This is a genomic window from Neoroseomonas lacus (genome assembly GCF_014644535.1).
In the GTDB taxonomy this organism is placed as follows: Bacteria; Pseudomonadota; Alphaproteobacteria; order Acetobacterales; family Acetobacteraceae; genus Neoroseomonas; species Neoroseomonas lacus.
Genome location: NZ_BMKW01000008.1, coordinates 197,685 through 220,071, shown reverse-complemented (window position 1 = coordinate 220,071; position 22,387 = coordinate 197,685). Strand labels below are relative to the sequence as shown.

13 protein-coding genes are annotated in these 22,387 nt (G+C 72.9%); 3 read left to right on the top strand and 10 right to left on the bottom strand.

All coding sequences use genetic code 11. The features are described from left to right. Window positions 1–23: 23 nt before the first annotated feature. Both IEY36_RS17055 and IEY36_RS17050 read left to right on the top strand, forming a co-directional pair. Window positions 24–419, top strand: a complete 396-nt coding sequence (locus IEY36_RS17055; protein WP_188968782.1) for a tautomerase family protein — start codon at window positions 24–26, stop codon at window positions 417–419. Beyond that, the gene (locus tag IEY36_RS17050) at window positions 416–613 is read left to right on the top strand and encodes a DUF1127 domain-containing protein (RefSeq protein ID WP_188968780.1); all 198 of its coding nucleotides are present in this window, start codon (window positions 416–418) and stop codon (window positions 611–613) included. Before IEY36_RS17055 ends, IEY36_RS17050 begins: the two co-directional genes overlap by 4 nt. On the opposite strand, the gene IEY36_RS17045 is transcribed toward IEY36_RS17050, so the two are convergent. After that, window positions 614–1,840, bottom strand: coding sequence for a M20 aminoacylase family protein (locus IEY36_RS17045; RefSeq protein ID WP_188968778.1), 1,227 nt, complete (start codon window positions 1,838–1,840; stop codon window positions 614–616). 359 nt (window positions 1,841–2,199) lie between these two features. Here IEY36_RS17045 and IEY36_RS17040 point away from each other — a divergent pair, with 359 nt between their 5' ends. Further along, complete coding sequence (locus tag IEY36_RS17040; RefSeq protein ID WP_188968776.1) at window positions 2,200–3,285, top strand: sigma-54 interaction domain-containing protein; 1,086 nt, start codon at window positions 2,200–2,202, stop codon at window positions 3,283–3,285. Here the strand turns inward: IEY36_RS17040 and IEY36_RS30690 are convergent. The 9 genes from IEY36_RS30690 to IEY36_RS16995 are packed head-to-tail and all read right to left on the bottom strand — an operon-like array spanning window position 3,254 to window position 22,383. Next, window positions 3,254–6,121 (bottom strand): eCIS core domain-containing protein, encoded by a 2,868-nt coding sequence (locus tag IEY36_RS30690; protein WP_229681381.1) that lies wholly within the window; start codon window positions 6,119–6,121, stop codon window positions 3,254–3,256. The genes IEY36_RS17040 and IEY36_RS30690 overlap by 32 nt on opposite strands. A 58-nt stretch (window positions 6,122–6,179) precedes the next feature. Beyond that, on the bottom strand, window positions 6,180–7,595 hold the full coding sequence (locus tag IEY36_RS17030; protein ID WP_188968774.1) for an eCIS core domain-containing protein: 1,416 nt from the start codon (window positions 7,593–7,595) through the stop codon (window positions 6,180–6,182). Continuing rightward, window positions 7,592–9,568, bottom strand: coding sequence for an ATP-binding protein (locus tag IEY36_RS17025; RefSeq protein ID WP_188968772.1), 1,977 nt, complete (start codon window positions 9,566–9,568; stop codon window positions 7,592–7,594). The genes IEY36_RS17030 and IEY36_RS17025 overlap by 4 nt, the downstream gene beginning before the upstream one ends. After that, window positions 9,565–11,058 (bottom strand): hypothetical protein, encoded by a 1,494-nt coding sequence (locus IEY36_RS17020; protein WP_188968770.1) that lies wholly within the window; start codon window positions 11,056–11,058, stop codon window positions 9,565–9,567. Before IEY36_RS17020 ends, IEY36_RS17025 begins: the two co-directional genes overlap by 4 nt. A 3-nt stretch (window positions 11,059–11,061) precedes the next feature. Beyond that, on the bottom strand, window positions 11,062–13,914 hold the full coding sequence (locus IEY36_RS17015) for a hypothetical protein (RefSeq protein ID WP_188968768.1): 2,853 nt from the start codon (window positions 13,912–13,914) through the stop codon (window positions 11,062–11,064). Window positions 13,915–13,929: 15 nt separating this feature from the next. After that, a complete protein-coding gene (locus IEY36_RS17010) occupies window positions 13,930–15,828 on the bottom strand; it encodes a hypothetical protein (protein ID WP_188968766.1) in 1,899 nt (632 codons plus the stop codon). A gap of 26 nt (window positions 15,829–15,854) precedes the next feature. After that, complete coding sequence (locus IEY36_RS17005) at window positions 15,855–18,314, bottom strand: hypothetical protein (RefSeq protein WP_188968764.1); 2,460 nt, start codon at window positions 18,312–18,314, stop codon at window positions 15,855–15,857. Further along, window positions 18,311–20,422, bottom strand: coding sequence for a phage tail protein (locus tag IEY36_RS17000; protein WP_188968762.1), 2,112 nt, complete (start codon window positions 20,420–20,422; stop codon window positions 18,311–18,313). The genes IEY36_RS17005 and IEY36_RS17000 overlap by 4 nt, the downstream gene beginning before the upstream one ends. Then, entirely contained in the window at window positions 20,419–22,383 is a 1,965-nt protein-coding gene (locus IEY36_RS16995) for a putative baseplate assembly protein (RefSeq protein ID WP_188968760.1), read from the bottom strand. The genes IEY36_RS17000 and IEY36_RS16995 overlap by 4 nt, the downstream gene beginning before the upstream one ends. Window positions 22,384–22,387 lie beyond the last annotated feature (4 nt).

The following is a 22,387-nucleotide window of genomic DNA, read 5'->3' as shown; positions in this document are numbered from 1 at the left end:
GGGGCACAACGGAGGACCCTCCCATGCCCCTGGTTCGCATCGATATTCCGCAGAACTGGCCCGAGACGCGCATCGCCGCGCTGGCGGACGCCGTGCATGACGCTTTGGTCGAGACGGTGGACGTGCCCGCCACCGACCGCTTCCAGATCATCACCGAGCACGCACCGGGGCGGTTGATCATGGACCGCACCTATTTCGGCGTCGATCGGACCGCGCAGGCGCTGGTGGTGACCGTCACCTTCCGCCGTGGCCGCAGCGAGGAGAAGAAGCGCGCGCTCTACGCGGCACTGGCGCGGCGCGCAGCGGACATCGGCATCCGGCCCGAGGATGTGATGGTCGTGCTGCAGGAGAACGCGCCGGTCGACTGGTCCTTCGGCGCGGGCATCGCGCAGATGGCGCCGGCGGCGGTGCTGGCATGAGCGCCCGCAGCATGACCTGGGCCGGCCCCGCCACGGTGCCGGCATCCACTTGGCGGCTGCTGTCCGGGCGGTGGATGGCACGGCTGCAGGAACGCGCCGAGATGGCGGCGATGACGGCGCGGGAACGGCAGGATGCCGGCCTCAGCGCCTATGACGTCGAGCGCGAGTGTCGCAAGCCGTTCTGGCAGGACTGATCAGGCGGCGGCGGGGACACCGAGTTCCCGCCGCACCAGCCCGACCAGGAAGCCGATGCCATGCGGCAACGCGGCGTCGTTGAAGTCGTAGAGCGGCGTGTGCAGCGCATGGGCCTGGCCATCCGGCGCGGTGCCATTGCCGATGAAGACGAAGGCGCCGGGCTTGGCGCGCAGCATGAAGGCGAAATCCTCGCCGCCGGTGACGGGGCTGGTGTCGGTGGCGACCTGGGCGGGGCCGACCAGCGCATTGAGCGCCCCGATGGCGGCGTCGGTCTCGTGGGCATGGTTGATCAGCGGCACCGTGCCCCACCAGAGCGTCGTCTCCGCCGTCGCGCCATGCAGCGCTGCGCATTGTTCGGCGAGGTCGCGGATGCGGGCCTCGACCAGCGTCTGCATCGCCGGGGTGAAGGCGCGCATGGTGCCGCCGATATGCAGTTCCGACGGCATGACGTTCAGGGATTCCGGCGCACCGGCCGCGATATGGCCGACGCTGACCACGACGCTGTCGAGCGATGACACGTTGCGGCTGACGATGGTCTGCAGGGCCTGCACGAAGGTCGCCTGGGCGACTGTGATGTCGGTGGCCAGATGCGGCGAGTTGCCGCCGTGCCCGCCAGTGCCGCGGAACACCACCTGCCATCGGCCCGACGCCGCCATCAGCGGCCCCTTGCGGGTCGCGAAATGGCCGACCGGGATGCCCGGCATGTTGTGCATCCCGTAGACGGCATCGCAGGGAAAGCGCTCGAACAGGCCATCGGCGAGCATCGCCTGCGCACCGCCACGACCTTCCTCGGCGGGCTGGAAGATGAAGTGGACGGTGCCGGCGAAGTCGGGCGCTTCGGCCAGCAGCTGCGCGGCGCCGAGCAGCATCGTGGTGTGCCCGTCATGCCCGCAGGCATGCATGCGGCCTGTGTTGGTGGAGGCGTAGGGCAGCTCGGTACGCTCGGTCAGGGCGAGCGCGTCCATATCGGCGCGCAGGCCGATCGCGCCCTGCCCCGGCCGGCGGCCACGCAGCGTGCCGACCACGCCCATGCGGCCGACGCCTTCCGTCACCTCGATGCCCCAGCCGCGCAGCTTCTGGGCGACGAGGGCGGCGGTGCGCGTCTCCTCCATGCCGAGTTCAGGATGGGCGTGGATGTCGCGACGGATGGCGACGAGGTCGGGCAGGTTGCGCGCGAGGCGCGTCTCGGTGTCGTCATCGACCATGGCAGCGGATGTTCCCGTCATCGGTATCGTGGCGGGCCGCATGGTCCCGCTGGAGGCACATATCGTCCGCCTCCGGGCGATCGGCAACAGAGCCGCGGCGATGCGGCGCACGAACCGATGATCCGTGATGGATCGACAATCTGGATCGGCGCAGGCGCGCGTTGCGATCCAAATCGTTTCCTACCCGGAAACCTGATGCAATTGTTGCTATAGATGACGCACGGGAGGACACGCGAATGGCGCGCATGATATTCCACCATCGTCTCGTTCATGCCCCGTACGTCGTCAAGGCTGGTTTCCGGGGCGGCATCTGTTGATTCGGTTGCGATGGAAGCCGCGCGGGCCCTTGGCCCGTCGCGTCGTGAATGGGGAGGTCAGCCATGCAGTCGCATGCGTTCCCGAGCCCGGACCCGCCCGCCCAGCCGGCCCAGGTATTCGAGACGCTCGGCATCGTCGGCGCGTCGCCGGCATTCCGCCGCGTCCTCTCCTTCGTCGCGCGCTATGCCGCCTGCGATGCGCCCGTCCTGGTGGGCGGGGAGACCGGCACCGGCAAGGAACTCGTTGCCCGTGCGCTGCATTACCTCAGTCGCCGCGCCGGCAAGCCCTTCGTGCCGGTCAATTGCGGTGCGGTGCCGGACTCGCTGTTCGAGAACGAATTGTTCGGCCATGCGCGCGGCGCCTACACCGATGCACGCTCCGCGCAGCTGGGCCTGGTGGCGCAGGCGCAGTGCGGCACGCTGCTGCTCGATGAGGTGGACGCGCTGAGTGCGCGGGCGCAGGTGGCGCTGCTGCGCTTCCTGCAGGACCTGACCTACCGGCCCGTCGGCGCGGATCGCGCGGTCAAGGCGGATGTGCGGGTGATCGCTGCCTGCAATGCGGATCTGAATGAGCTGGTCGCACTGGGTGCCTTCCGGCGCGACCTGCTGTTCCGACTGAATGTCGCGACCGTGGTGATCCCCCCACTGCGAGACCGCCCGGAGGATGTGCTGCGCCTCGCCGAATTCTTCCTCGCCCGCTTCGCCGCGCAGTATGGCCGCCGCCGTCCCGACCTTGGTCCGGCCGTCTGGCGGGCGCTGACGCGCTACGCCTGGCCGGGCAATGTGCGCGAGCTGGAGAACGCGATGCATCGCGCCACCATCCTGGCCGATGGCAGCCTGCTCGACGACCTGCCCATCGGCGTGACCGACGCCGTGCGGGAGGCAACGCCGGAGGACGGCGACGCCGGGGCCTATGACGGCGGCCTGAAGGCAGCGCGTGCGCGCTGCCTGGAATGCTTCGAGCGGCGCTACCTGCAATGGCTGCTGAGCGAGACGGGCGGCAATGTCTCGGCGGCGGCGCGTGCCGCCGGGGCGGAGCGGCGGCATCTGGGGCGGATGATCCGCCGCCTGGGGTTGGAGCCGCAGGCATACCGGGCCTGGTGCGGCGCCCCCGAGGTCAGCGACCGACGCAGCCCTCCTCGCCCATGACGTCGCGGACGGCGGTCTCGACCGTGTCCCCCAGCAGCCAGTCGAAGACGACATAGGAGCCGACGCCGACGACGAAGCCGGCGGCGCCGCCGACCACGCCGCAGGCCACCGTGCCCACCCCGGGCAGCACCACGGTGCACCCCGCCGCGCCGCCGCCGCCGGCCAGGTAGGCGGTGGTGCCACCGGCGGCGAGCGCACCGGCCAGCGACGCGCCGGTGCCGATCACCGCGGCGCGCGTGCCCCGCGCGGCGTAGTCGATCGAGGTGTAGTCAGCGCCGAAGGCCTGTTCGTCGATCCACATGCTGCCGAGCGTGACACCGCCCGACACCGCCCCGCCGAGCAGGCTGCCGCCGCCGAGGCGCGCCGCCGAGGTGCCCCAGGCGGCCGGTGCGATGGAGCGGCCGGCCGCGGCGCGCGAGGCCGCCCAGTCGAGACCCGCCTGCGAGATGCGGATGCGCATGTATTGCTCGGCGGTCGCCTGGCCCGCGCTCGCCGCGCCGGACAGGCCTACATTCACCAGGTAGCGGCTGCCGGCATGGGGGTCGGTGTCCCAGCTGCTGACCAGATGCGGCGCGCCCAGCACGGCGGCGCTGCCGAGGCCCATCGCGCCGCCCGCCGCGCCAGAACGGCGCAGCACCGGGCGCATGCCGCCGGTCTGCACCTCCAGCAGTTCGGGCACGGCGATCTGCTCGAAGACGCTTTGCTGGCCGGCGCGCGCCAGCCGCCGGTTGGCCGGCGTGTCCGCCAGCCCGGCGTATTCGGCCGCGCCGGTGAAGTCGTAGCGCTGGCGGAAATCGATCAGCGGGCGCAGGTGGGTTTCCGCGCCGGCGGCGGTGGGCACCACCTGAGCACGCGCGCGCTGCGCCAGCTGGGCGACCGCGTCGCGGTAGCGCGCCTGGGTGATGTTCCTGGCCGTGAAGTCGGCATGCAGCGTCGCGAAGTCGGTGTAGGTGACGGACGAGCCCTTGTTCGGCCCACGCGAATGCTGCACCGAGATCGACTGCTGGCGCAGATAGGCCGACAGCAGGGCCTCGTAATCCATCTGGCCGCGGCGGATCGCCGCTTCGATGGAATCCTGCGCCGCCGGCACGGTTTCCGGATTCACCGCGAAGCGCGTGCCGATCAGCATCTGGTCGAGCGTCAGGGTCGGATCGACCGCGCCCTGCATCAGTTGCAGCGCCTGCTGCCGCTTGGCTGGGTCGGCATTGCCGAACACCTCGCGCACGGCCTGCTGGTAGGAACCGAGGTCGGGCGTGCCGCCGGCGGTCGTCGGCAGCTGAGTCTTCACGGATTCGAAGGTCTGCGTGCGCGGGTCATAGAAGTCGTAGAGCGTGAAGTTCTGCACTGCGAGGTTGAGGTCCTGGATCTGGCCGAGCGTCGGCACGTCCCGCGCGGCATACAGCGCCTCGCCGACATCGCCCTGCCAGTCGCTGCGGAAGCCGCCGACCGCGCCACTGTTGAAGCCGAACGGGCCGGCGGTCACCACGGGCCGGTTGTAGGGAACGGCGAGGTGCTCGGTCAGCGGCGAGATCTGCGGCCCGAAGGTCGGTGCCGCCTGCATGCCGAAGGGGCCGAGCCCGTAGTTGGGGAAGCCGAGCTCATCGACCCCCTCCGGCACCGCGAAGGGGTCCTGGGGCTGCAGAAAGCGGAAGCCGAACGGGTCGTCCGGGTCGAATTCCGGCAGCAGCTGCTCCACGGGCCGCTCGGGCACCTGCAATGGCCAGGGCCGTTGCGGGGCGTCGCGCGCCTGCTCGTCGAAGAAGCCTTCGAGGTCGAGTTGCGGAATGCTGTCATCGGCCAGGCGTTGGGTCAGCTGGCCCGGCGTCACATAGATGGCCCGGCCCGGCGGCGGATTGGCGGCGACGACGCTGCCCGCGACCCGGTAGATCAGGATGAGGTCGCCGATTGGGTTCGGCTCAAGCTTGTAGACCGTGGCCGGGACGGCGGTGATGTCGGCATTGAGCCAGCCATGGCCCTGCCGCGCGCGCTGGCTGCGCGCCGACAGCAGGCGGCGATGCAGGTTGGCGTAGTCGAAATAGCGTTCCTCGCCGCGCCGCTGCTCGCGGATCAGGCCGTTGAGGTAGCCCTCGACCGTGACGAACAGCGCGAGCAGCCGCGCATTGTCGATCTCCGCGACATTGACGGCGCAGGGGTCGAATTCGGCGACCGGTTCCGCCCCCGTCTCCTCGACATCGACGTCGCTGCCGCCATCCCCGTTGTCCCGCCGCAGGCCGGTATGGCCAAGCGCGACATGCGCCAGTTCATGGGCAAGGAGGCGGCGGCCTTCCGCCGTGTCCGGCCGGTATTGGTCCTGCCCGAAGACGATGTCGCGCCCCAGTGCGAAGGCGCGCGCCTTCACGCCATGGGCGGCGGCGGCGGCTTCGGGGCCGGTGTGCAGGCGCAGGTCGGAGAAATCGGCCCCGAAACCCGGTTCGAATAGGCTGCGCTCGCGGCGGCTGAGCGGCATGCCGCCGGATAGTGGCGCCGGGACCGGGCCGGCTGGCGTGCCGCCACCGTCCACCGCGCGGCGGCGCAGCGTCAGCCCGGCACGGCGGCGGCATTCCGGGCAGGGTTCGTCCTTCCGGCCGCCGCAGGAACAGGCCGTGCGCCCGGCGAGGACCGCCGCCGCCGCGCGGTCCGCCTCGGCCTCCACCGGGTCGCCCGACGCACCGAAGGCGGCCCGGCGGTGCAGGCGGCCGGCGGCGAGCGCCTCCTGCAGCGCCTGGTTGCCGAGGCCTGCCGGCTCGGACGCGGCGATATCGGCGGCGGCGTGCCCCGGCCGCGCGGCTGCCTGCTTGTCGCCCTTGCCGGCCGTGGCCTGGGTGCGCGCCTGCATGGCTGCCTCAGCTTCCTGCGTGACGCTGCATGGCGTTCAGCATCGCGGTCGTCATGGGTCACCCGATTCCGGTGTCGGCGTCGCGGTCCGGCTCGGGGAAGTCGCCGATCTTGCCGGCCTTGATCTGGTATTCCATCTCCCTGCCCTCCGGCACGACGATGATGGTGTCCCAGCCCGGCGGCGCGACGAAGGCGCCGCCTTCCGCGGGTGGCACGACCTGGTCGTTCTGGGCGCCCGGGCCCGAGTCCTGCGTGGGGCCGGCCGGGGGGCCGGACAGAATGTCCTCCCAGTCGGGGAGGAATGCGTGCCGGCCCGTGGCGCCGGCGGCGCCTCCGAACAGGCGCGGCATCCAGGCGCGGAACATCGGCGTCGGACCGGTGCTGAGTGTCCCGCCCTCCCCCGGCACCATGAACCCGCCCGAGCGCGGCAGCAGCGCACGCAGCCAGCCCTGCTGCGCGACGATCGCCCGGCCGCGTTCGACCGGGGAGAGGCCGGCCAACGGCTCCCATTGGCCGGAAGGCAGCGTCTTCTGGCCGATCTCGTAGAGCCACTTGTCCCGCGCCGACAGCTTGGCCCATTCGGCATCGCCCTCGGCGCCGGTCCGCCACCAGTCGCGGACACGGCTGAGCCCCGGCAGCTTGCCGGCGGCGTGGAAGGTGCCGCCCACCACGATGCCGACCACCGCGCCGGTCAGGCCGTCGACGACATAGGCGTTGATGCCGGAGAACTCGCCCCGCTGGATGTCATCGATCGCGCGGAAGCCGATGGAGCCGATCGCCCCCGAGCCGCCCCAGGCCGTCACCATGCTGTAGCCGGCCTTGCGGATGGACCCCGCGACCAGGCCGCCGCTGGCCAGGAACGCCGCCTCGGCGACCATCTTCGCATAGTCGCCCGTGGTCAGGCTGGGATAGGTCTTGTCGCCCGGCCCGGGGGCATTGGCGGTGTTGGACCGGGTGGTGATGTAGGTGAAGGCGATGATGGCCGGGATCCAGAGCCAGCCATGCACGGCCTCGGGGTCGGCAGCGAACAGTTCCGCCTGCCCACGCGGTGCCTGCGCTTGGCTTTCCAGCGCATCACGGCTGGCCGGCGGCCCGGGCTGGCGGGCCTGCAGCGCGTGCGTCACCTCATGGTCCAGCACGCGGGCGCGGCCGGGCGCGCCCGGCGCATCGAGGTCGCGGCCGAGGAACACCTCGCCACGATGGGAGAACCCGGCGGCGCCCATCCGCGCGGCGGCCCGGTGCGCTGCGGGCGTGTCGTGGATGGGGACGGGCCGGTCCGTCCCGGTCCCCGGCGGCACCCAGAGGGAGGACGGTGCGCTTCCCGCGCGCGCCGCCGCCGCGATGGCAGGGTCCAGGGCGGCGCGCTGGCTCGTCTGGTTGCCGATGCCGGTGGGCGCCTGGGGCGCGGGTCGCGCCGGCGGCGTCGCGCGCTCGCGCTCGGCCCGTCCGGGCAGCGTGCGTGGATGCAGGGTCATGCCGGCGGCCTCCGGTCGGGGTGGTGGTCGGCGCCGTTTGGTCGCAGGCGGGCCGAGGATGACGGCAGTTGCGCCGGCGGCAGCATCCCCCGTTTCATCAACTGGCGGCCGACCGCCCGCTCCAGCTCCGGCCGGCCGATCGGGCGGTTGCGGCGCACGGCGAGAAAGGCCGCTTCCAGCGCGGCCGCGCGGATATCGCCACCGCTCAGGTCGAAGCGCTGGCCGAGCGCGGCGAAGTCGATATCCGGTTCCAGCGGCGCGGCGGGGGGGATCGACTTGCGCCACAGCCGGGCGCGCGCGGCCGCGTCGGGCATGGGGAATTCGATGACGAAGGGGATGCGGCGGAGGAAGGCCGCATCGAGGTTGCGGCTGAGGTTGGTGGCGAGGATCACCACGCCGTCATGCTCCTCGAGCCGCTGCAGCAGGTAGGCGATCTCGATGTTGGCGTAGCGGTCGTGGCTGTCCTTCACCTCGGACCGCTTGCCGAAGATGGCGTCCGCCTCGTCGAAGAACAGGATGGCGTCGCTGGCACCGGACGCGCCGAACAGCTTCTCGAGATTCCGCTCGGTCTCGCCGATGTATTTGCTGACGAGGCCGGCGAGATCGACGCGCCAGAGGTCGAGGCCGAGCTCGCGGGCGATGACGGCGGCGCTCATGGTCTTGCCGGTGCCGGAGCCACCGGAGAACATCGCCGTCAGCCCGTCACCGGTGCGCCGGCCGACCTGGCCGAAGCCCCATTGGCCGAAGACGATGGCGCGCGCGGCGATGGCGGCGGCGAAGTCGCGCAGTTGCTCCAGCGTTCCCGCGGTCAGCACCAGGTCGTCCCAGCCCGGCTGCAGCGCCACGGGCCGGGCGGCCGGACCGAAATCGAAGCTCAGTTCATGGCCCGCCGCGCGGGTGAGCGCGGCCGACGAGACCCGGCCCGGCGGCAGCCGCGACGCGGCGCGCCCGATGGCCGGAAGGCTGAGCCGGAACTGCCCCGCGACGGCGGCCAGTGCGGCGGGCGGCGCGGCGCTGCCGCGCGCCTTCAGCAGCTGGCGCCAATGGCCGAGACGCGCCGCGGAATCCGGGGCGGCGAGCAGCACCTCCGCCCAGCGGCGCCCGCGCAGCAACGGCCGCCAGGGGCCGGCGGCGCGGCAGATCACGGCGATCGGCGCGCCATCGAGCCGGCGCGGCAGGCGCGCGGGCGGCGGAGCGTCATCCGCGGCGAGGATCAGCGCAGCACCTTCGAGCCGTGCGGCGAGGGCGGCGTCCTCCACTCGCTCCGCCGCATCCGTCACCGGAAGGTCGAACAGCAGCGGCCGGCAGCCGTGGCGCGCGGCCCATGCCGCCGCCGCCACCCGCCGGCCGGTCTCGGGCGGGCCGCAGACCAGCAGCGCCTCGGGCGGGGGCTCCGTCGGCGGCGTGGCGGGGATCGCCTCGGGCAGCCAGGACAAGCCGACGACAGGGAAGCCCGGCAACCGCAGCAGATGGTGCAGCAGTGGGGGGCTCAGCCGGAATCCGCGCGCCGGCAGCGGCCGGGCCGCATCGGCGGCCTCGGCCGGCAGGATCAGGCCGGCCGTCGCCAGAGGCGCCTCGCCGGTCAGCATCCCGCGCAGTGCGTCGCCCTCCCCGAGCAGGCGTTGCGCCAGGTCGAGGGTCGGCCAGCGGCGCGCCACATCGTCGTTGAGATAGGCGTAGAGCGTCGGGTAGCGGGTCGAGAGTTCCGGCGCCAAGGCGAGGATCACGCAGCCGCAGGCGATGGGGTCGAGCGCGAAGCGATGCGCCAGCACCGGGATGTCCCGCCGCCAGTCCCGGCACAGCGCGGGCGGCGGACTCGCACCCTGCTGCAGCAGCGCCTCCACCTGCGCGTCGGAGACGAACAGGCCGCGGAACTCGTCGATCGACAATTCGTAGCGGGCGCGCAGGCGACGCATCTCCTGCGCGATCAGCTGGTCCAGATGGGCCAGCGCGGCGGCGAAGGGCGCGCTCATGGCGCCCGCGCCAGGATGAGGGCGCGCCCGTCGGGCAGGCTGGCGCGCCGGTCGCCCAGCCCGGTGATCGACAACAGCACGTCGAGCGGCGGCCGCTCCAGCCGCACCTGGATGCTGTCGGGCGCGAGGAGGAAGGTGGCGCCCCGGCCGAGCAGGTTCGCCCGCAGGAAGCCGGGCGAGGCGCTGGCGAAGCCTGGCAGGCGCCGGGCGAAGTCGGCGAGGATGCCGCCGGCGCAGCGCGCCAGCGTGGCGCGGGCGATGCGGCCGGGCAGCATCGGCACCGGTAGGCCCACCCCCTTCGCCGCCGCCGTCTCGCCGGAGGGTGCCGCGAGCCGCGCCCACCGTGCCGGCCCGATGCGTCGCGCCCAGGCGCGAAGATCGGCCTCGACGGTGCGGGGCGCCACGGCGAACACCTCGCGGAAGGCGGCTTCGCGCCAGAGGCTGCCGGCGCGCGCCGGGCCGGCGGCGGCGGCCAGCGTCAGCAGGCGCAGGACGTCGGCGGCAGGCGTGTCGTCGAGGTCGGGCCAGGCCGCCACATCGGCCTCGATGGGCCAGTCGAGCAGGCCGGGGCAGAGCAGGGCATAGCCGCCGAGCGGGACATGGAGCGCCACCGCCGGCCGCGGCGCCGCCTGCGGCAGCGCCTGCCGCCGCGCGGCCAGGGCCGCGCGCCCGGCGGCGGGGGTGGCCGCCAGCAGCGTCGCCGTCGCGGGCTCCAGGCCGGCCGGGATGGTACCGGTCGCCAGCCAGGCTTCCGCCGCATCCGGCGCGGCCTCCATCCAGGTCGTCAGCCGCGCCAGGCATTCGGCCACGCGAAGCCGGCCCGGGACGAGTTCGGCCGCGGCGGCGAGGGCCAGCACCGCGATCGGCTCCGGCTCGGCGCCGGCCGCGTCGAGGGCCGCGACCACCGGTGCCCAGGCCGCGTCGGGGGCCGTTGCCGGTTCGCGCGCGCGCAGCACGTCGATGACGCGCCGCGCCTCCGCCGAGCCGAGTGCCGCGAGGACCTGCGCGCGCACGGCCGCCGGCATGGCCGCCAGCATGGCAAGCGCGATCGCCGGGTCGCGCAGCAGCACCGTGCGGATGGCGGCGGGCAGCGGCAAGGCGCGCACGCCGTCGAAACCGACGAACCACCAGCGGCCCCAGGCGGAACCATCGACCAGCGCGGCGAGGAAAGCGGCCGAATGGCCGGCGACGCTGTCGAAGCGGACCACCGCGCGGCCATCCGCCGCCGCCCGACGCAGGCCGGCGGCGAGCGCCTCGGCCAGCCGCGCCGCTACCGCGCTGCCCGAGGCGCCGGCCGGTATGGTCAGGTCGATGGCCAAGCGCCGCAGCAACAGCACGCCATCGTCATCGGGCAGGCTCAGCGCATCCCGCAGCCGGTCCGGCAGCTCCGTCCGGATCGCCTCCGCGCTGTCCCGCGCCTGCCGACCGGCCCCCCCGGGCGGGGCGTGGAAGTCGAGCGTCAGGTGGCGGATGGTGAGGCTCGCCGACATGACTCATCCCGTCCTGGCCAGTAGTGCCGCCACGGTGCGGCGAAGTTCGGCGATCTCGGCGGCCTGGGCGGTGACGGCCGCGCTCAGCGCCGCCATGCCATCGGCGCCCTGCATGCCGACCGCGACCAGCACCGCGCCGGTTCCGGCCGAGGGCTTGTCGGCCCAAGCCCGGCCGACGACCTGGCCGGCCTCGGCCGCGGTGAGGCGTGATGGGGCGACGGCACGGCCCATGCCATCGTCGCGCCCCGAGGGCAGGATCGCATCGCCCGAGGCGGCCGGCCCATGCACGCTGAGCAATACCTGGCCGATCAGCGCCACCGTCTCGGCTGCGGCGTCGCCGCCGAGGGATGCATTGCCCACCACCACCGCGCGGTCGGTGGTGACCAGCACCGAATCCGCGCCCGCGGTGGCGAGGGAGACCGCGCCATTGCGCACGCCGACGATCCGGCCCGGCCCGATCGGCGCGGCGGCATCGGCCCGGCGCAGGCATTCGGCGAAGTCGGCGCCACCGGAGATCAGGCGCAGCACGTTGCCCGGTGTCGTCTGGTTCTGGTTGTTGTCGCCCGCGGGGATCTCACCGAGTGTGCTGCGCTCGATGCGGCCGATGGCGCCGGACTGGTCGAAGAAGGTGATGTAGTTGTTCTGCGCGTCCGCCGACTTGCCGGTGATCCGGAGGGCGAGCACGTCGGCGCCGCCGCCTGCGGTGTTCTCGATCAGCGCAACATGCGAGGTGACGGCGCTGGCGTCGCCGCTGATGCTGCCGCGCACATGCAGGGAGGCCTGCGGCAGGTCGTTCGCGCCAAGATTCACCCCCATCCTGCCCTGGCGCAGCGTGGCTGTGGTCGTGCCGTCATTGGTCAACCGCAACGCGCGGTCGGATACGCGATGGAAGATGGTCGATTGCACGCCCGACGCGACGGCGAATTCGATGCGCGCCGTCGCCCCGCCGCCGGTGACGTCGAGGAAGATCTCCGGCTCCGTCTTGCGGATGGTGAGCGGCGAGACGGGCGCATCCGTGCCGATGCCGAGGCGGCCATCGGCGGTCAGCGCGAAGCGGTTCGCGTCGGCGCTGCCGCCGTTCACGCGCAGCCCGCCGCCATTGGGTTGCAGGTCGAGCCGCGCGACCGCGCCGCCATTTTCCGCCTGCACGGCATTGCCGTCGAGCTTGAGCGCGGCGGCGCCGTCAACGATATGGACGCGCGCCGTCGGCGCGTCGGTGCCGAGGCCGAGGTCGCCTTGGGCATCGAGCGTCATGCGCAGCGCATCGAGCGTGCCGAACTGCAGGCGGTTGGCCAGGTGGTTGTAGCGGAGGAAGCCGGCGCGCTGCTCGCCGCTGCCCGCCACGCCATCGGCGAAATGGATGCTGCCGAGCGTATTGGCGCCGCCGAGCAGCGTCAGGCCGGGATTGGGCGCGCCGTTGATGACGAGGCTGGACGCATCGGCATGCACCGCTTCCGGCGCATCGGTGCGGATGCCGACCTGCCCGGCCAGCGTCCAGGTGGTGAAGGTCGCTAGGTCCGCGCCGACGCCGAGGCGCAGCTTCTTCGGCGCATCGTCATAGGCGATGTGCGCCGCCTCGGTCAGGGCGGGCAGTATCTGGAAGGCGTAGCGCGCCACGCGGCCGGCATTGACGCCAAGCGCGGCGGTGACCGCATCGGGCTGGCAGAACAGCGCATGGGTGGTCTTGAGATCGTTGGGGATCGACTGGCCCGCCGCCAGCACGCCATCGGTGCGCAGCACGAAGCGCTCGCTAATGGGGCCATAAGCGGTCGCGGTGCCGACCGCCAGGCGGTCCTTGCCATCCGACTTGTCGCCCAGGACGATCTGAAAATCCTGCCCGCCGGCCGGGTTGTTCGCGCTCACCGCGCGGCGTGCGTACAGCGCCACGCCGGCCGCTTCCGCACCAGTCGCATCGCGCAGTTCGAGCCGCGTGCCGAACAGCCGCACTTGGCCGGTGGCGCGCAGATTGCCTTCGACCCAGACGAGTTCCCGATTGATCAACCGCGCCAGCGTCTTCGTGTTGTCGTCGGGGTCGGGCGCGTTCAGCAGGTCGGTCGTCTTGATCGCCTGGGCGGCCATGGCGAGGTCGGCGGTCTCGCCGGCCTTGAGGCTGGTGAAGCGGTCGCGCAGGCGGATGACACCATCGGCGGCGAACAGGCTTTCCGTCACTGTGCCCAGCATCTGCCGCACCACGCGGTTCTGCTGCAGGCTGGCAGCGCTGCGCGGCTTCAGGATGCCCGGCGCACCATTCGCCCAGGTCGCGACGCCGACGGGGATGAGCCAGCGGGCGTCATCCGCCGGAAAGGTCTGGTAGGGAACTGAACCGTCGCCGAGGATGGCGGCGGCGGCGTCGAATTGGCGTGGCACCAGCCGCGCATCGGCGACGGTGACGCCAGCGACCGAGACGCCGCGCTGGCGGTCGGTGACACGGCTGAAGGGGCCGGCCTCGATGGCGAAGCTTTCGCGGATGCGGGCGAAGGCCTCGTCCGTGCCGCAGGCGCCGAAGCCTTCGCGCAGGCCGCGAAACGGCGTCTCGTCGTAGCGCAGCCAGACCATCTGGTCGCCATCGGCGAGGCCGGTGAACAGCGCGGGTTGCACGTGCACGGGTGACAGCACGAGCACGGCGCGCCCATAGCCGTCCCAGGCGAGGCCCGGCAGGATGAAGTAATCCGCCGCGCCGCCGCCGCCCGCAGCCGGCGTATCGACGAGGTCGAGGCCGGTCGCAATGCCCCAGGGATGGGCGGCCAGCAGATGCTCCCGCGACAGGTCGCGCGCATGGCCGACCACCGCCTCCAGGTCGGCAGCGCCGAGAAACTGGCCCTCGAAGAAGCGCGGACGGTCCGATCGCGTCGCCATGGCGGTTCTCCCGAACTACTGCTTCGTCTCGATCCGGGCCTTGAGGACCGCGATCTCGGCGGCCTGCGCCTTCATCATCTCGCGCAGTTCGGCGATCTCGGCGGCCTGGCCGGCAGCCGCCGTGGTGCCGCCGGTCGTTGCGAAGGACGGGGCGAGGTCGCCGAGCGGCCGCAACACGCTCGCGAAGGCCTTCAGCAGGCCGCTCTCGGCGAGCGCCGCGGCGGCGGCCGGCTGATCCTTGGGGTCGTCCGCGCGCAGATAGCCGGGGCGGCGGAAGACCATGTCCGCGAGGTCGCCCGCGACCATCGGGCTGCCCTGGCTGGTGCGCAGCACGAGCGCCTGGAGGAAGGTCAGGTCGAAGGCCTTGTCGAAGCGCCAGTCGAGCAGCACCGGCTGGGTCAGCGGGTCCGCTGCCGCATCCGGCTGCCCGTCGGCCATGGCGGCGCGCATGGCGGCCAGCCCCTGCGGCCGGATGCCGCCCGCGGCCGGCGTTCCGGCCGGATTAGCGGTGGTCCCGGCGGGGTCGCGTGGGCCGAAGAAGTCGGGCAGGTCGAAGGTGCGGCAGCACAGCGCCTCCATGAAGTCCCGGATGATCCGGCGCAGCGGGATCCAGCCCAGCCAGTAGCCGAGCGTCGGGAAGGTCACGACGTGGCGGCGCTCGGGCGTCCAGTTGCAGACGGAGATGATGTGGCAGTCGCGCTTGCGGATCTTGACGACGGCGAGCGGCACGCGCGGGTCCTCCGCCGCCGGGCAGGGTGGCAGGGCGTTCGCGCAGATGCAGTTCAGCATCGCTTCGATGGCGAGGATCAGCAGCCCCAGCACCGCCTGCCCCAGCGCGACCAGGAAGGCCGACAGCGGCAGGGCGGGATCGGGTATCGGGATGCTGCCGAGCTTTTCGATCGCCTCGCAATCGGTCCCGCCGATGCGGCCGAAATAGACGCCGAGCGCCTGGCGCACGGCGCAGACCCAGCGGAACCAGTCCTGCTTGGTGGCGTCGGTGACGGTGTTGAAGGCACCGGGCGGGCGGGGCAGCGCGGCCTCCAGGTCGCGCAGGCAGCAGGCGATGCGCGCGGCCATCTCCCCTTCGAGGCCCTCGAAGAAGGCGGCGAGGCCGGCGACGATGACGTTGCTTGCCTCGCCCTTCGGGTCGCGCGGCTTCTTGGTCTCGTCGTCGGGCTTGCGGAATACGTCGTAGCGATAGGTCTCGCAGGTGACGGTCGGCTCGCATGTCGGTGGCGCGCCGCGGCGCAGGCGGGGCAGGTCGGCGCTGACCGCCTCGGCGCGCGTGGGCCGTGCGGCGCCGCCGCCCTTGCAGCCGCACCCGCCGCCGCAGGCGCAGCCCCTGCCCTTGCAGCCGCCGGCGCCGCAGTTGCAGCCGGCGGTGCCGGTCAGCGGCGTGACGGCGCGCGACGGTGTCTCGGCATAGCGGATGGCGAGGACCCACTCCTCGATGACCGCCTCGCAGGGATCGTCGCCGCGCGCATAGGGGCGACAATCCGGTCCTTCATAGTCGCGGCAGCGGGCGATCAGGTCGCAGATGTCGACGCTGTCCGCGTGGCAGACGACGATGTCCTCGCCACAGGGCGAGAGTGCGTAGCCGGGCATCACGGTGACGCGCTCGTCGCACGGGTCGCAGCGGACCTCCAGGCCGCACACCACGCCGGGGCCGAACAGGTGGCGGTTGTGCAGCTTGTGCTTCTCGGTGATGTAGTGGTCGAGCCGGTTGAGGTCCTGCTCGGTCAGCAACTGGCCGGCGAAGAAGCGCGGCCGGCACAGGCATTCGAGCCCGCCGCAGGCGGGACAGGGCTGGCAGCTCGGGTCAGGTCCGTAGCCTGGGTTCGTCCGGCTCGAGGGATCGCGCCAGGCGACCGCGTCGCCTGCTCCGATGCCGCCATAGGATCGACCGTGTTGCACGATCCGTTCTCCCGCCAAAGGGTTGATCAGCCGCGCCGCAGCTGGAACCAGCTTTCAAAGAGGCCGCCCTGGATGCCGTCGCCGCTCGGTCGAGCCGGCAGCCAGGGTGGCAGGTGGTTGCCGTCCAGCGCGCGGCCGTTCTCGTCGCGGATGTGGTCGCCGTGCAGCAGCACCCGGACCCAGCCCTGGCCCTGGAAGATGGCGGGCGGCAGGCCGTTGGGGCGCCAGCGCACCGCGTCCACCAGCGGGCCGGGGCTGGTCGCGAAGCCGACCTCCGGCCGGCAGCGCTGTTCGAGGATGAGGCCTTGGATGACCTCCGAATCCCAGTTGCACCAGCAGATGACGCGCTGCTGGGTGTCGGGGACCTGGACCTGCACCTCGAAGGTCAGGTCGTCGATGTCCTCGAGGCGCACGGGCCGGTCGAAGGCGATGATCAGGCCGGCTTCGAGCCGGGGCAGCAGCAGCACGCGCCGATGCTCCCAGTTGATGGCGCAGATGCGCGTGAGGTCCTCCTGCTCCGGTCCCGGCCCCGGCGGGCCCTGTGGTCCAGGAGGTCCCGGGGGGCCGGGCGGTCCCTGGCCGCCTGGCGCGCCGGGTGCGCCGGGTGCGCCAGGTGGCCCCTGCCCGCCCGGTGCGCCCGGTGGTCCGGCGGCTCCGGCGGGACCTGGCGGGCCGATGGGACCCGGCGGGCCCTGCGTGCCCACGCCGCCGCTGCCGCGCGAGAGGAGGCATAGCAGCGCCTGGGTGATCGCCTGGGTGCTGGGCAGGTGGATGCGGCCCAACCGGTTGTTCAGCTGTGCGACCCCGGCCGCGAGGTCCGCCGCGGGGTCGGTCACGCCCGGCGGCATCGCTTCGAGGCTGTAGCCGGGCCGCCAGTTCTCGATGGTGGCGAGGACGACGCAATCCGGCGTGACGCAGCCGGGGCAGTCGCCGCCGCGCAGCGCATCCGCGCAATCCAGCGCCGAGACGCCGAGCACCGCGACACCGCCGACGCCCGGTGTCGCCAGCGCGTCCGTGTAGGCGACGTAGCCGACCTCGCCGCTGATCACGATGCCGGAAGGGCCGTCGCCGACGGGCACCGGTGGCGTCGCATGGGCTGTGAGCCCAGCCGCCAACGCCCCCACGGAGAGCGCCTGAACGAAGCCGGCGCCCGCCGCATCCGCCTCCAGGATCAGCGCGAAGGCGCCGCCGGAGGCGGCCTGCGCGTCGACCGGCGGATGCGCCAGCGCCGCCGTGCCCAGTGGCGCCCCGCCGCTGGCGTTCATCACGATGGCGGCGGGTGCGGCGGTGTCGAGCAGCAGCAGCCGGTCCGGTCCGGTCGAGACCATTACCGCACCGCCCGAGAGTGTCGCCGCGGCCGGCACGCCTGCGATCGCGGTCTCCGGCAGCGCCGCGGCCGCGAGGTCGATGGAGAAGGCGGCGTTGGTGCCCGGCGCGACGAGATAGGCCGTGTCGCCGCTGGTGCCGATGCAGCGCCGATCGGCGCCGGTGTCGCGGGTTGCCGCGATGATGGCCGGGTCCGGTACGCCGGCGGCCCACAGGCGCAGCAGACCGCCGGTCTCCCCCACCCCCAGCAGCCGCCCATCCGGCAGCGTCCGCAGCGCGACGGCGGAGGCCACCGTGCCGGGGATGGGGGCCTCGGCAGACGGCCCCGCACCGATGCCGCCCACGCCATCGGGCGCATACACGGCCAGGATGTGCGGGTTGGCGCCGTCCTGCCGAGCCACATACACCTGCGCGCCGTCGGGCGAGACGGCGAGGCCGGTCGCCGTGCCGGGCAGCACGACGGATGCCTCGATGGCGCCATTGGCCGTCCGCACCTGGTACAGCGCGGCGGGCGCTTCGCTGATGACGAACAGGCGGCCGTTCGTTTCATCCACCGCGACGTGACGAGCATGGGCGATGGCGATGGTGCTCGCCCAGGTCACGCTCGCCCCGCCCGGGTTGAAGACCGGCGGCGGCGGGTCGATGCGGATGTCGAGCGCGTAGGATTCCAGGATGCGGTTCGGGGCGCATTGCGTGTCGTCGCAGCCGCATTCGTCGAACAGCACCGGCACCGTCTCGGTCGGGCATTCCCGGTAGCTGAGGCAGACCTGCAGCGTATGGGCCGCGGGGACGTCCGGGTTCTGCGTCGCGGCCGCGATCAGCGCGGCGACATTCGCGAAGCTCGCCAGCTCGATCGTCTCGGGCTCGACCACTAGGATGTCATGGCCGCAGCAATCGATGGCGCTGCCCGGCTGCAGCACGAACATCCGGTCCCGGCAGGCGGGGTTGGGATGCGGCGTCAGGTCGAGGCCGCAGACCACGCCCACGCCATGCAGGCGCTGGTGGTGCAGGCGGATCTTCTCGCGGAAATAGTGCTGCTCGTCCGTGAAGTCCCGCTCCACCAGCAGCTTGCCGGTGAAGTAGTGGTTCCGCGTGAGGCTGTGCGGCTCGCAGGCCTCGTCGCAGCTGCAGGGGCCGGCATGGTGATGGGTGTCGCTCATGATGTCGCCTGACCGGTGGGGGGTGAAGGCGGGAACGCGGTGGGACGGCCGAGCCGGGAATCCCTCCCCAGGCGCGGCGGCAGTGGTGGTGGCGGAACGGCGGCGGGCAGGACGGTGGCCCGGCCGAGCGCCGCCTCGCCCAGCGTGATGCCCGAGGGCCAGCAGCCGACCACGCTGTCGAAGCCGATGCTCGCCTGCACGCCGATGCGCATGCGCGGATGCACCGGCGCGACCTGGGCCTGGACCTGGGCAGGGAGGTTGTCGCGCAGCAGCCGGTCGAGTGCGCCGCGCGACGGCCGGTCCTTCACCGCATGGGCCGGCACGAAGACCGTGACCTGGTGCGCCGAGCGGTGGAACGGGTCGCGCAGCGGGTCGCGCGTGGTATCGAGCCTGGTGCCGCCAGCCTGCGCGGTGCGGTCGAGTTGGCTGCGGCCCATCAGCGCCGCGCCCCACAGCTCGGCGGCATCGCCGATGCGCCCGGCGCCGAGGAACAGCCAGCGGCGCAGCTTCCAGTGCTCGAGCACGAGCAGCGGCAACGGCGGACAGGGCGACGGCGCCGGGCAGGGCCGCGCGCAGCTGGCCGCCGGTTGCAGGAGCCCGTCCAGGCGGGTCCAGCCGAGCCAGAGCAGCAGCGCACCCCGCAGGCCCGGCCAGGTGCCGCGGCAGGCGAACAGCCTGGCCGCCTGGCGGAGGTAGTCGCGCCGCCGCGCCTCCGGCCAGCGGCGGTCGAGCGTGGCGCCGATCCAGCCGGCCAGCCAGGGCAGCATCGCGACCGGCGTGGAGCGCGGGTCGAACAGCGCCGCCTGGCCATCCAGCCGCGCCTCAATGTCGCGGAAGCCGCGGTCGAAGATGCCGAGGAAGCGGTCCGCGAAAGCTGCGGAGACCGGGTCGGCGCCGAAGGCGGCGGGCAGGTGGCGGCGCAGCGACAGGCGCGGGTATTCGATGTCGAGGCGCCGCAGCGCGGGTGTCGCGTCGCCATCGCCCGACAGGGTCAGCCGCAGCCAGAGATAGCGGCCGGGCGGGCTGAGGATCAGCGCCTCGCTTCGCGCCGCGGCCCCGAGCGGCACCTCGGCCCAGGCGGCGGCGGGAAGCGTGGTGATGACGCTGTCGGGCAGGTCCGTCTCCGCACCGGTGGTCTCGATGCGGATGGCGCCATGCGCCGGCAGGTCGGCGTCGCGGATGACGCGGTGCCACTGGCAGCGCGCGATGCGGCTGTCGAGCGGCCCGAGCAGGGCGGTGGCCGTGGTCGCATAGAGGCCTTCGACCGGGGGCGGCGGCGGGACCGGCGTGCCGGCGAGGTCGTACCAGCCGGCGCCCGGGCACCAGCCGGTGAGGTCGACCGCGCCGCTGCGGTCGACGAGGACGGGTGGCGGCGGAAACCGGCCGGCAACTGCGGCAGGGTCGGCTTCGGTACCAGTCAGCCTGCCGGTGCCATCGCGGATCTCGACAGCCTCCAGGCACGGCCGGACCAGATGGATGTCATCCCGGCAATCCACCGCGATGCGCGAGACGGTGCCCATCCCGACCCAGGCGCCGGCATGGCCGCCCCATGGCGTGAAGCGGTGCAGCGCGCCATTGGCGGCATCGGCGACAAGGACATCGCCGCGCCGCACCGCGACCGCGGTCGGCTGCCATGGCGCGGCAGCGCGCGGGGGTGCCCAGACGGCGCGCAGGGTGAGCGCGCGGGCATCCAGCACCAGCAAGCGGCCCGGCGGCCCGGCATCGACGATGTAGAGTCGGCCGCGATCGGCCGCGAGGGCGCGCGGGTCGGTCAGCGCGATGCCCTGGCACGGCGCATCGACGAAGCGGCACAGGCAGCGGTCGAACCAGCGCAGCACGCGGCGCGCGCGGTCCAGCAGCCAGAGATTGCCCGCCGAATCCAGCGCCATGGTGCCGGGCAGCAGCAGGCCGCCCAGGCTGCCATTCGCCTCGCCCAGGCGGCGCGCGACGCCGGGCAACGGCGGCAGTTCCAGCGCGCCCGTGCCGGGGTGTTCCGCGAGACCGCCGCCAGGCAGCAGCCGCCAGCCGAGGCATCCGTCGAGGCTCTGCCACAGGGGGTCATGCGGCGGGCGTGGCGGCGGCGGCAGCAGGGCGGCCGCGGAGGTCATGACGCGCCCTCCATCGCCTCGTAGCGCACCGCCACGTCCACCTCGCCAAGGCGGACCAGGGCGCCGGCGGGGATGGCGACATCCTGGCACAGCGGCTGTTCGACGCCGTTCAGGGTGATGACGAGTTCCGGAACGCGCGCCGCGCCGGGCAGCAGCGCGCGGCGATAGAGTTCGCCGAAGAACAGCGTGCCGCCGAAGGGCCAACCGAGGCCGTCCGCACCGCCGGTGAGCGGATGCAGATAGGCGCGCAGCGCGTCCTCGACCGCCAGCGTCAATGCGGCGGTGTCGGCGTCCTCCATGGCGATGACGTCGAGCCGCAGCGCCACATCCACATAGGCGGGACCGGTGACGTAGAGCTCGGTGGTCAGCAGCCGCCGCTGGTCGAGATGCGCGCAGACGGTGCGCAGCAGGGCCTCGCTCGGCACCGGGGCGGGGTCGGCGGTGTCCGGTACCACCAGCACGGTCACCACGCCCGGCACAGCGATGCCGGGAAACTCCGGATGGTGCAGCGGCATCGCATGCGCCCGCGCGATGGGTCCGGCCTGCTTCGCCAGCAGTTCGAAGTCATCCACCGTGACGGCGCGGTCGCGCGCCTTGAGGGCGACCGGCGCGCGCTGGATGGCGGCGTCGAGGCTTTCCTCATCGGTGCCGCCCTCGCTGGCGATGGGGTTCGTCAGCCGGCCCACATCGATGCCGGGCAGCGAGGACATCGGCGTCGTGATCTGGCCGGCCGCCAGGTTGCCGCGCCGCCCGCCGCCATGGCGGTAGAAGCGGGCGACGATGGCGGCCTGCGGATTGTCGGGATTGGCCGCAGGGATGCGGCCGCGCGTGCCGTCGCCGAAGCGCACCTCCCCGGTCGTGCGGTTCAGCACGTAGTGCGGGTCGTCGGGGCCGGAGCCGAAGAAGTCCGAGACCTCGGTCCAGGGTTCCGGCGTCCCGGTTTCATCGACCTCGATCGCGAGTGTGGCCGCGAGCACGGGGGCGTTATCGAGCGCGAAGGTCTGACCGGGCGTCGCATCGCTGCCGCCCAGCACCTCGCCGGCGACCGAGCGCGCCTGGAGAACCCGCACGGCATTGGCGCGCACGCCGCGCAGCAGGGGGGCGGTCTCGTAGGAAGCCTGGTCGAGGCGCGCACGCAGCCACCAGCGATTGGCATCGGTCTTGCGGCCGAGCTTCGCCGCGACGGCCTCGTCCTTGCCGGGCATGCGCAGCAGCACGATGCCCGAACGCGTCAGTGCCAGCGTGTCGTCACTGAACAGCGTCAGCTTGCGCCATTCGGTGCCGGCCCAGAATTCCCAAACGAGCCGGGCCGGCGCGGCAACCGGAACCGCGCCGCCGCCGCAGGGGGTGGGTGGTGGCACCGGGCGGTCGGACGAGGGCCAGAAGGCGAGGCTCAGCTCGGCAGAAGCAGGCAGCGGGGCATCGGCGGAGAAGCCGAGCAGCAGCGCAGCGCCGGCATTGGCCAGCGGGCCGAAGGGCAAGAAGCCGGCGAGATCGGTATTGGCCTGCGACAGATCCGCATAGGCATAGCCGTCGAAGGACTGCACGGCCTCCAGCCGCGAGCGCAGCGCGGTCAGCGGGCGCTCCGTCTCGAAGACGATCGGGCCGGTGTCGTCGGGCTGCGCTGCCTCGATGGCGGTGCGCGCGGCGACGGAAACGCTGTCGCCTGCAAAGGCGCTGCGAACGGGGAAGACCACGACACCCGAGGCCGGGCGCGCGGGTGCGAGTTCGATCCCCACCAGTTCGAGGAACTTCAGGTAGTTCAGCTCCGGCACGCGGCCGAGGCGATAGAGCAGTAGCTCGCTCATCCAGGCGAACAGCTCGACCAGCGCGAAGCCGGGATCGCCGGCGTTGAAGTCCGTCCATTCCGGCGTGTAGCGCGGGATGCGCGCGCGGGCCTCGTTCACCAGGTCGGCGAAGCGGCGGTCGTCCAGGCGGGGGAAGCCGTCGGCGAGCGGCATGGCG

What these genes read in the sequence shown, in the direction of transcription:
- IEY36_RS17055 (WP_188968782.1), top strand. Translation starts at nt 24, where the DNA reads ATGCCCCTGGTTCGCATCGATATTCCGCAGAACTGGCCCGAGACGCGC.
- IEY36_RS17050 (WP_188968780.1), top strand. Translation starts at nt 416, where the DNA reads ATGAGCGCCCGCAGCATGACCTGGGCCGGCCCCGCCACGGTGCCGGCA.
- IEY36_RS17045 (WP_188968778.1), bottom strand. Translation starts at nt 1,840, where the DNA reads ATGACGGGAACATCCGCTGCCATGGTCGATGACGACACCGAGACGCGC.
- IEY36_RS17040 (WP_188968776.1), top strand. Translation starts at nt 2,200, where the DNA reads ATGCAGTCGCATGCGTTCCCGAGCCCGGACCCGCCCGCCCAGCCGGCC.
- IEY36_RS30690 (WP_229681381.1), bottom strand. Translation starts at nt 6,121, where the DNA reads ATGCAGGCGCGCACCCAGGCCACGGCCGGCAAGGGCGACAAGCAGGCA.
- IEY36_RS17030 (WP_188968774.1), bottom strand. Translation starts at nt 7,595, where the DNA reads ATGACCCTGCATCCACGCACGCTGCCCGGACGGGCCGAGCGCGAGCGC.
- IEY36_RS17025 (WP_188968772.1), bottom strand. Translation starts at nt 9,568, where the DNA reads ATGAGCGCGCCCTTCGCCGCCGCGCTGGCCCATCTGGACCAGCTGATC.
- IEY36_RS17020 (WP_188968770.1), bottom strand. Translation starts at nt 11,058, where the DNA reads ATGTCGGCGAGCCTCACCATCCGCCACCTGACGCTCGACTTCCACGCC.
- IEY36_RS17015 (WP_188968768.1), bottom strand. Translation starts at nt 13,914, where the DNA reads ATGGCGACGCGATCGGACCGTCCGCGCTTCTTCGAGGGCCAGTTTCTC.
- IEY36_RS17005 (WP_188968764.1), bottom strand. Translation starts at nt 18,314, where the DNA reads ATGAGCGACACCCATCACCATGCCGGCCCCTGCAGCTGCGACGAGGCC.
- IEY36_RS17000 (WP_188968762.1), bottom strand. Translation starts at nt 20,422, where the DNA reads ATGACCTCCGCGGCCGCCCTGCTGCCGCCGCCGCCACGCCCGCCGCAT.
- IEY36_RS16995 (WP_188968760.1), bottom strand. Translation starts at nt 22,383, where the DNA reads ATGCCGCTCGCCGACGGCTTCCCCCGCCTGGACGACCGCCGCTTCGCC.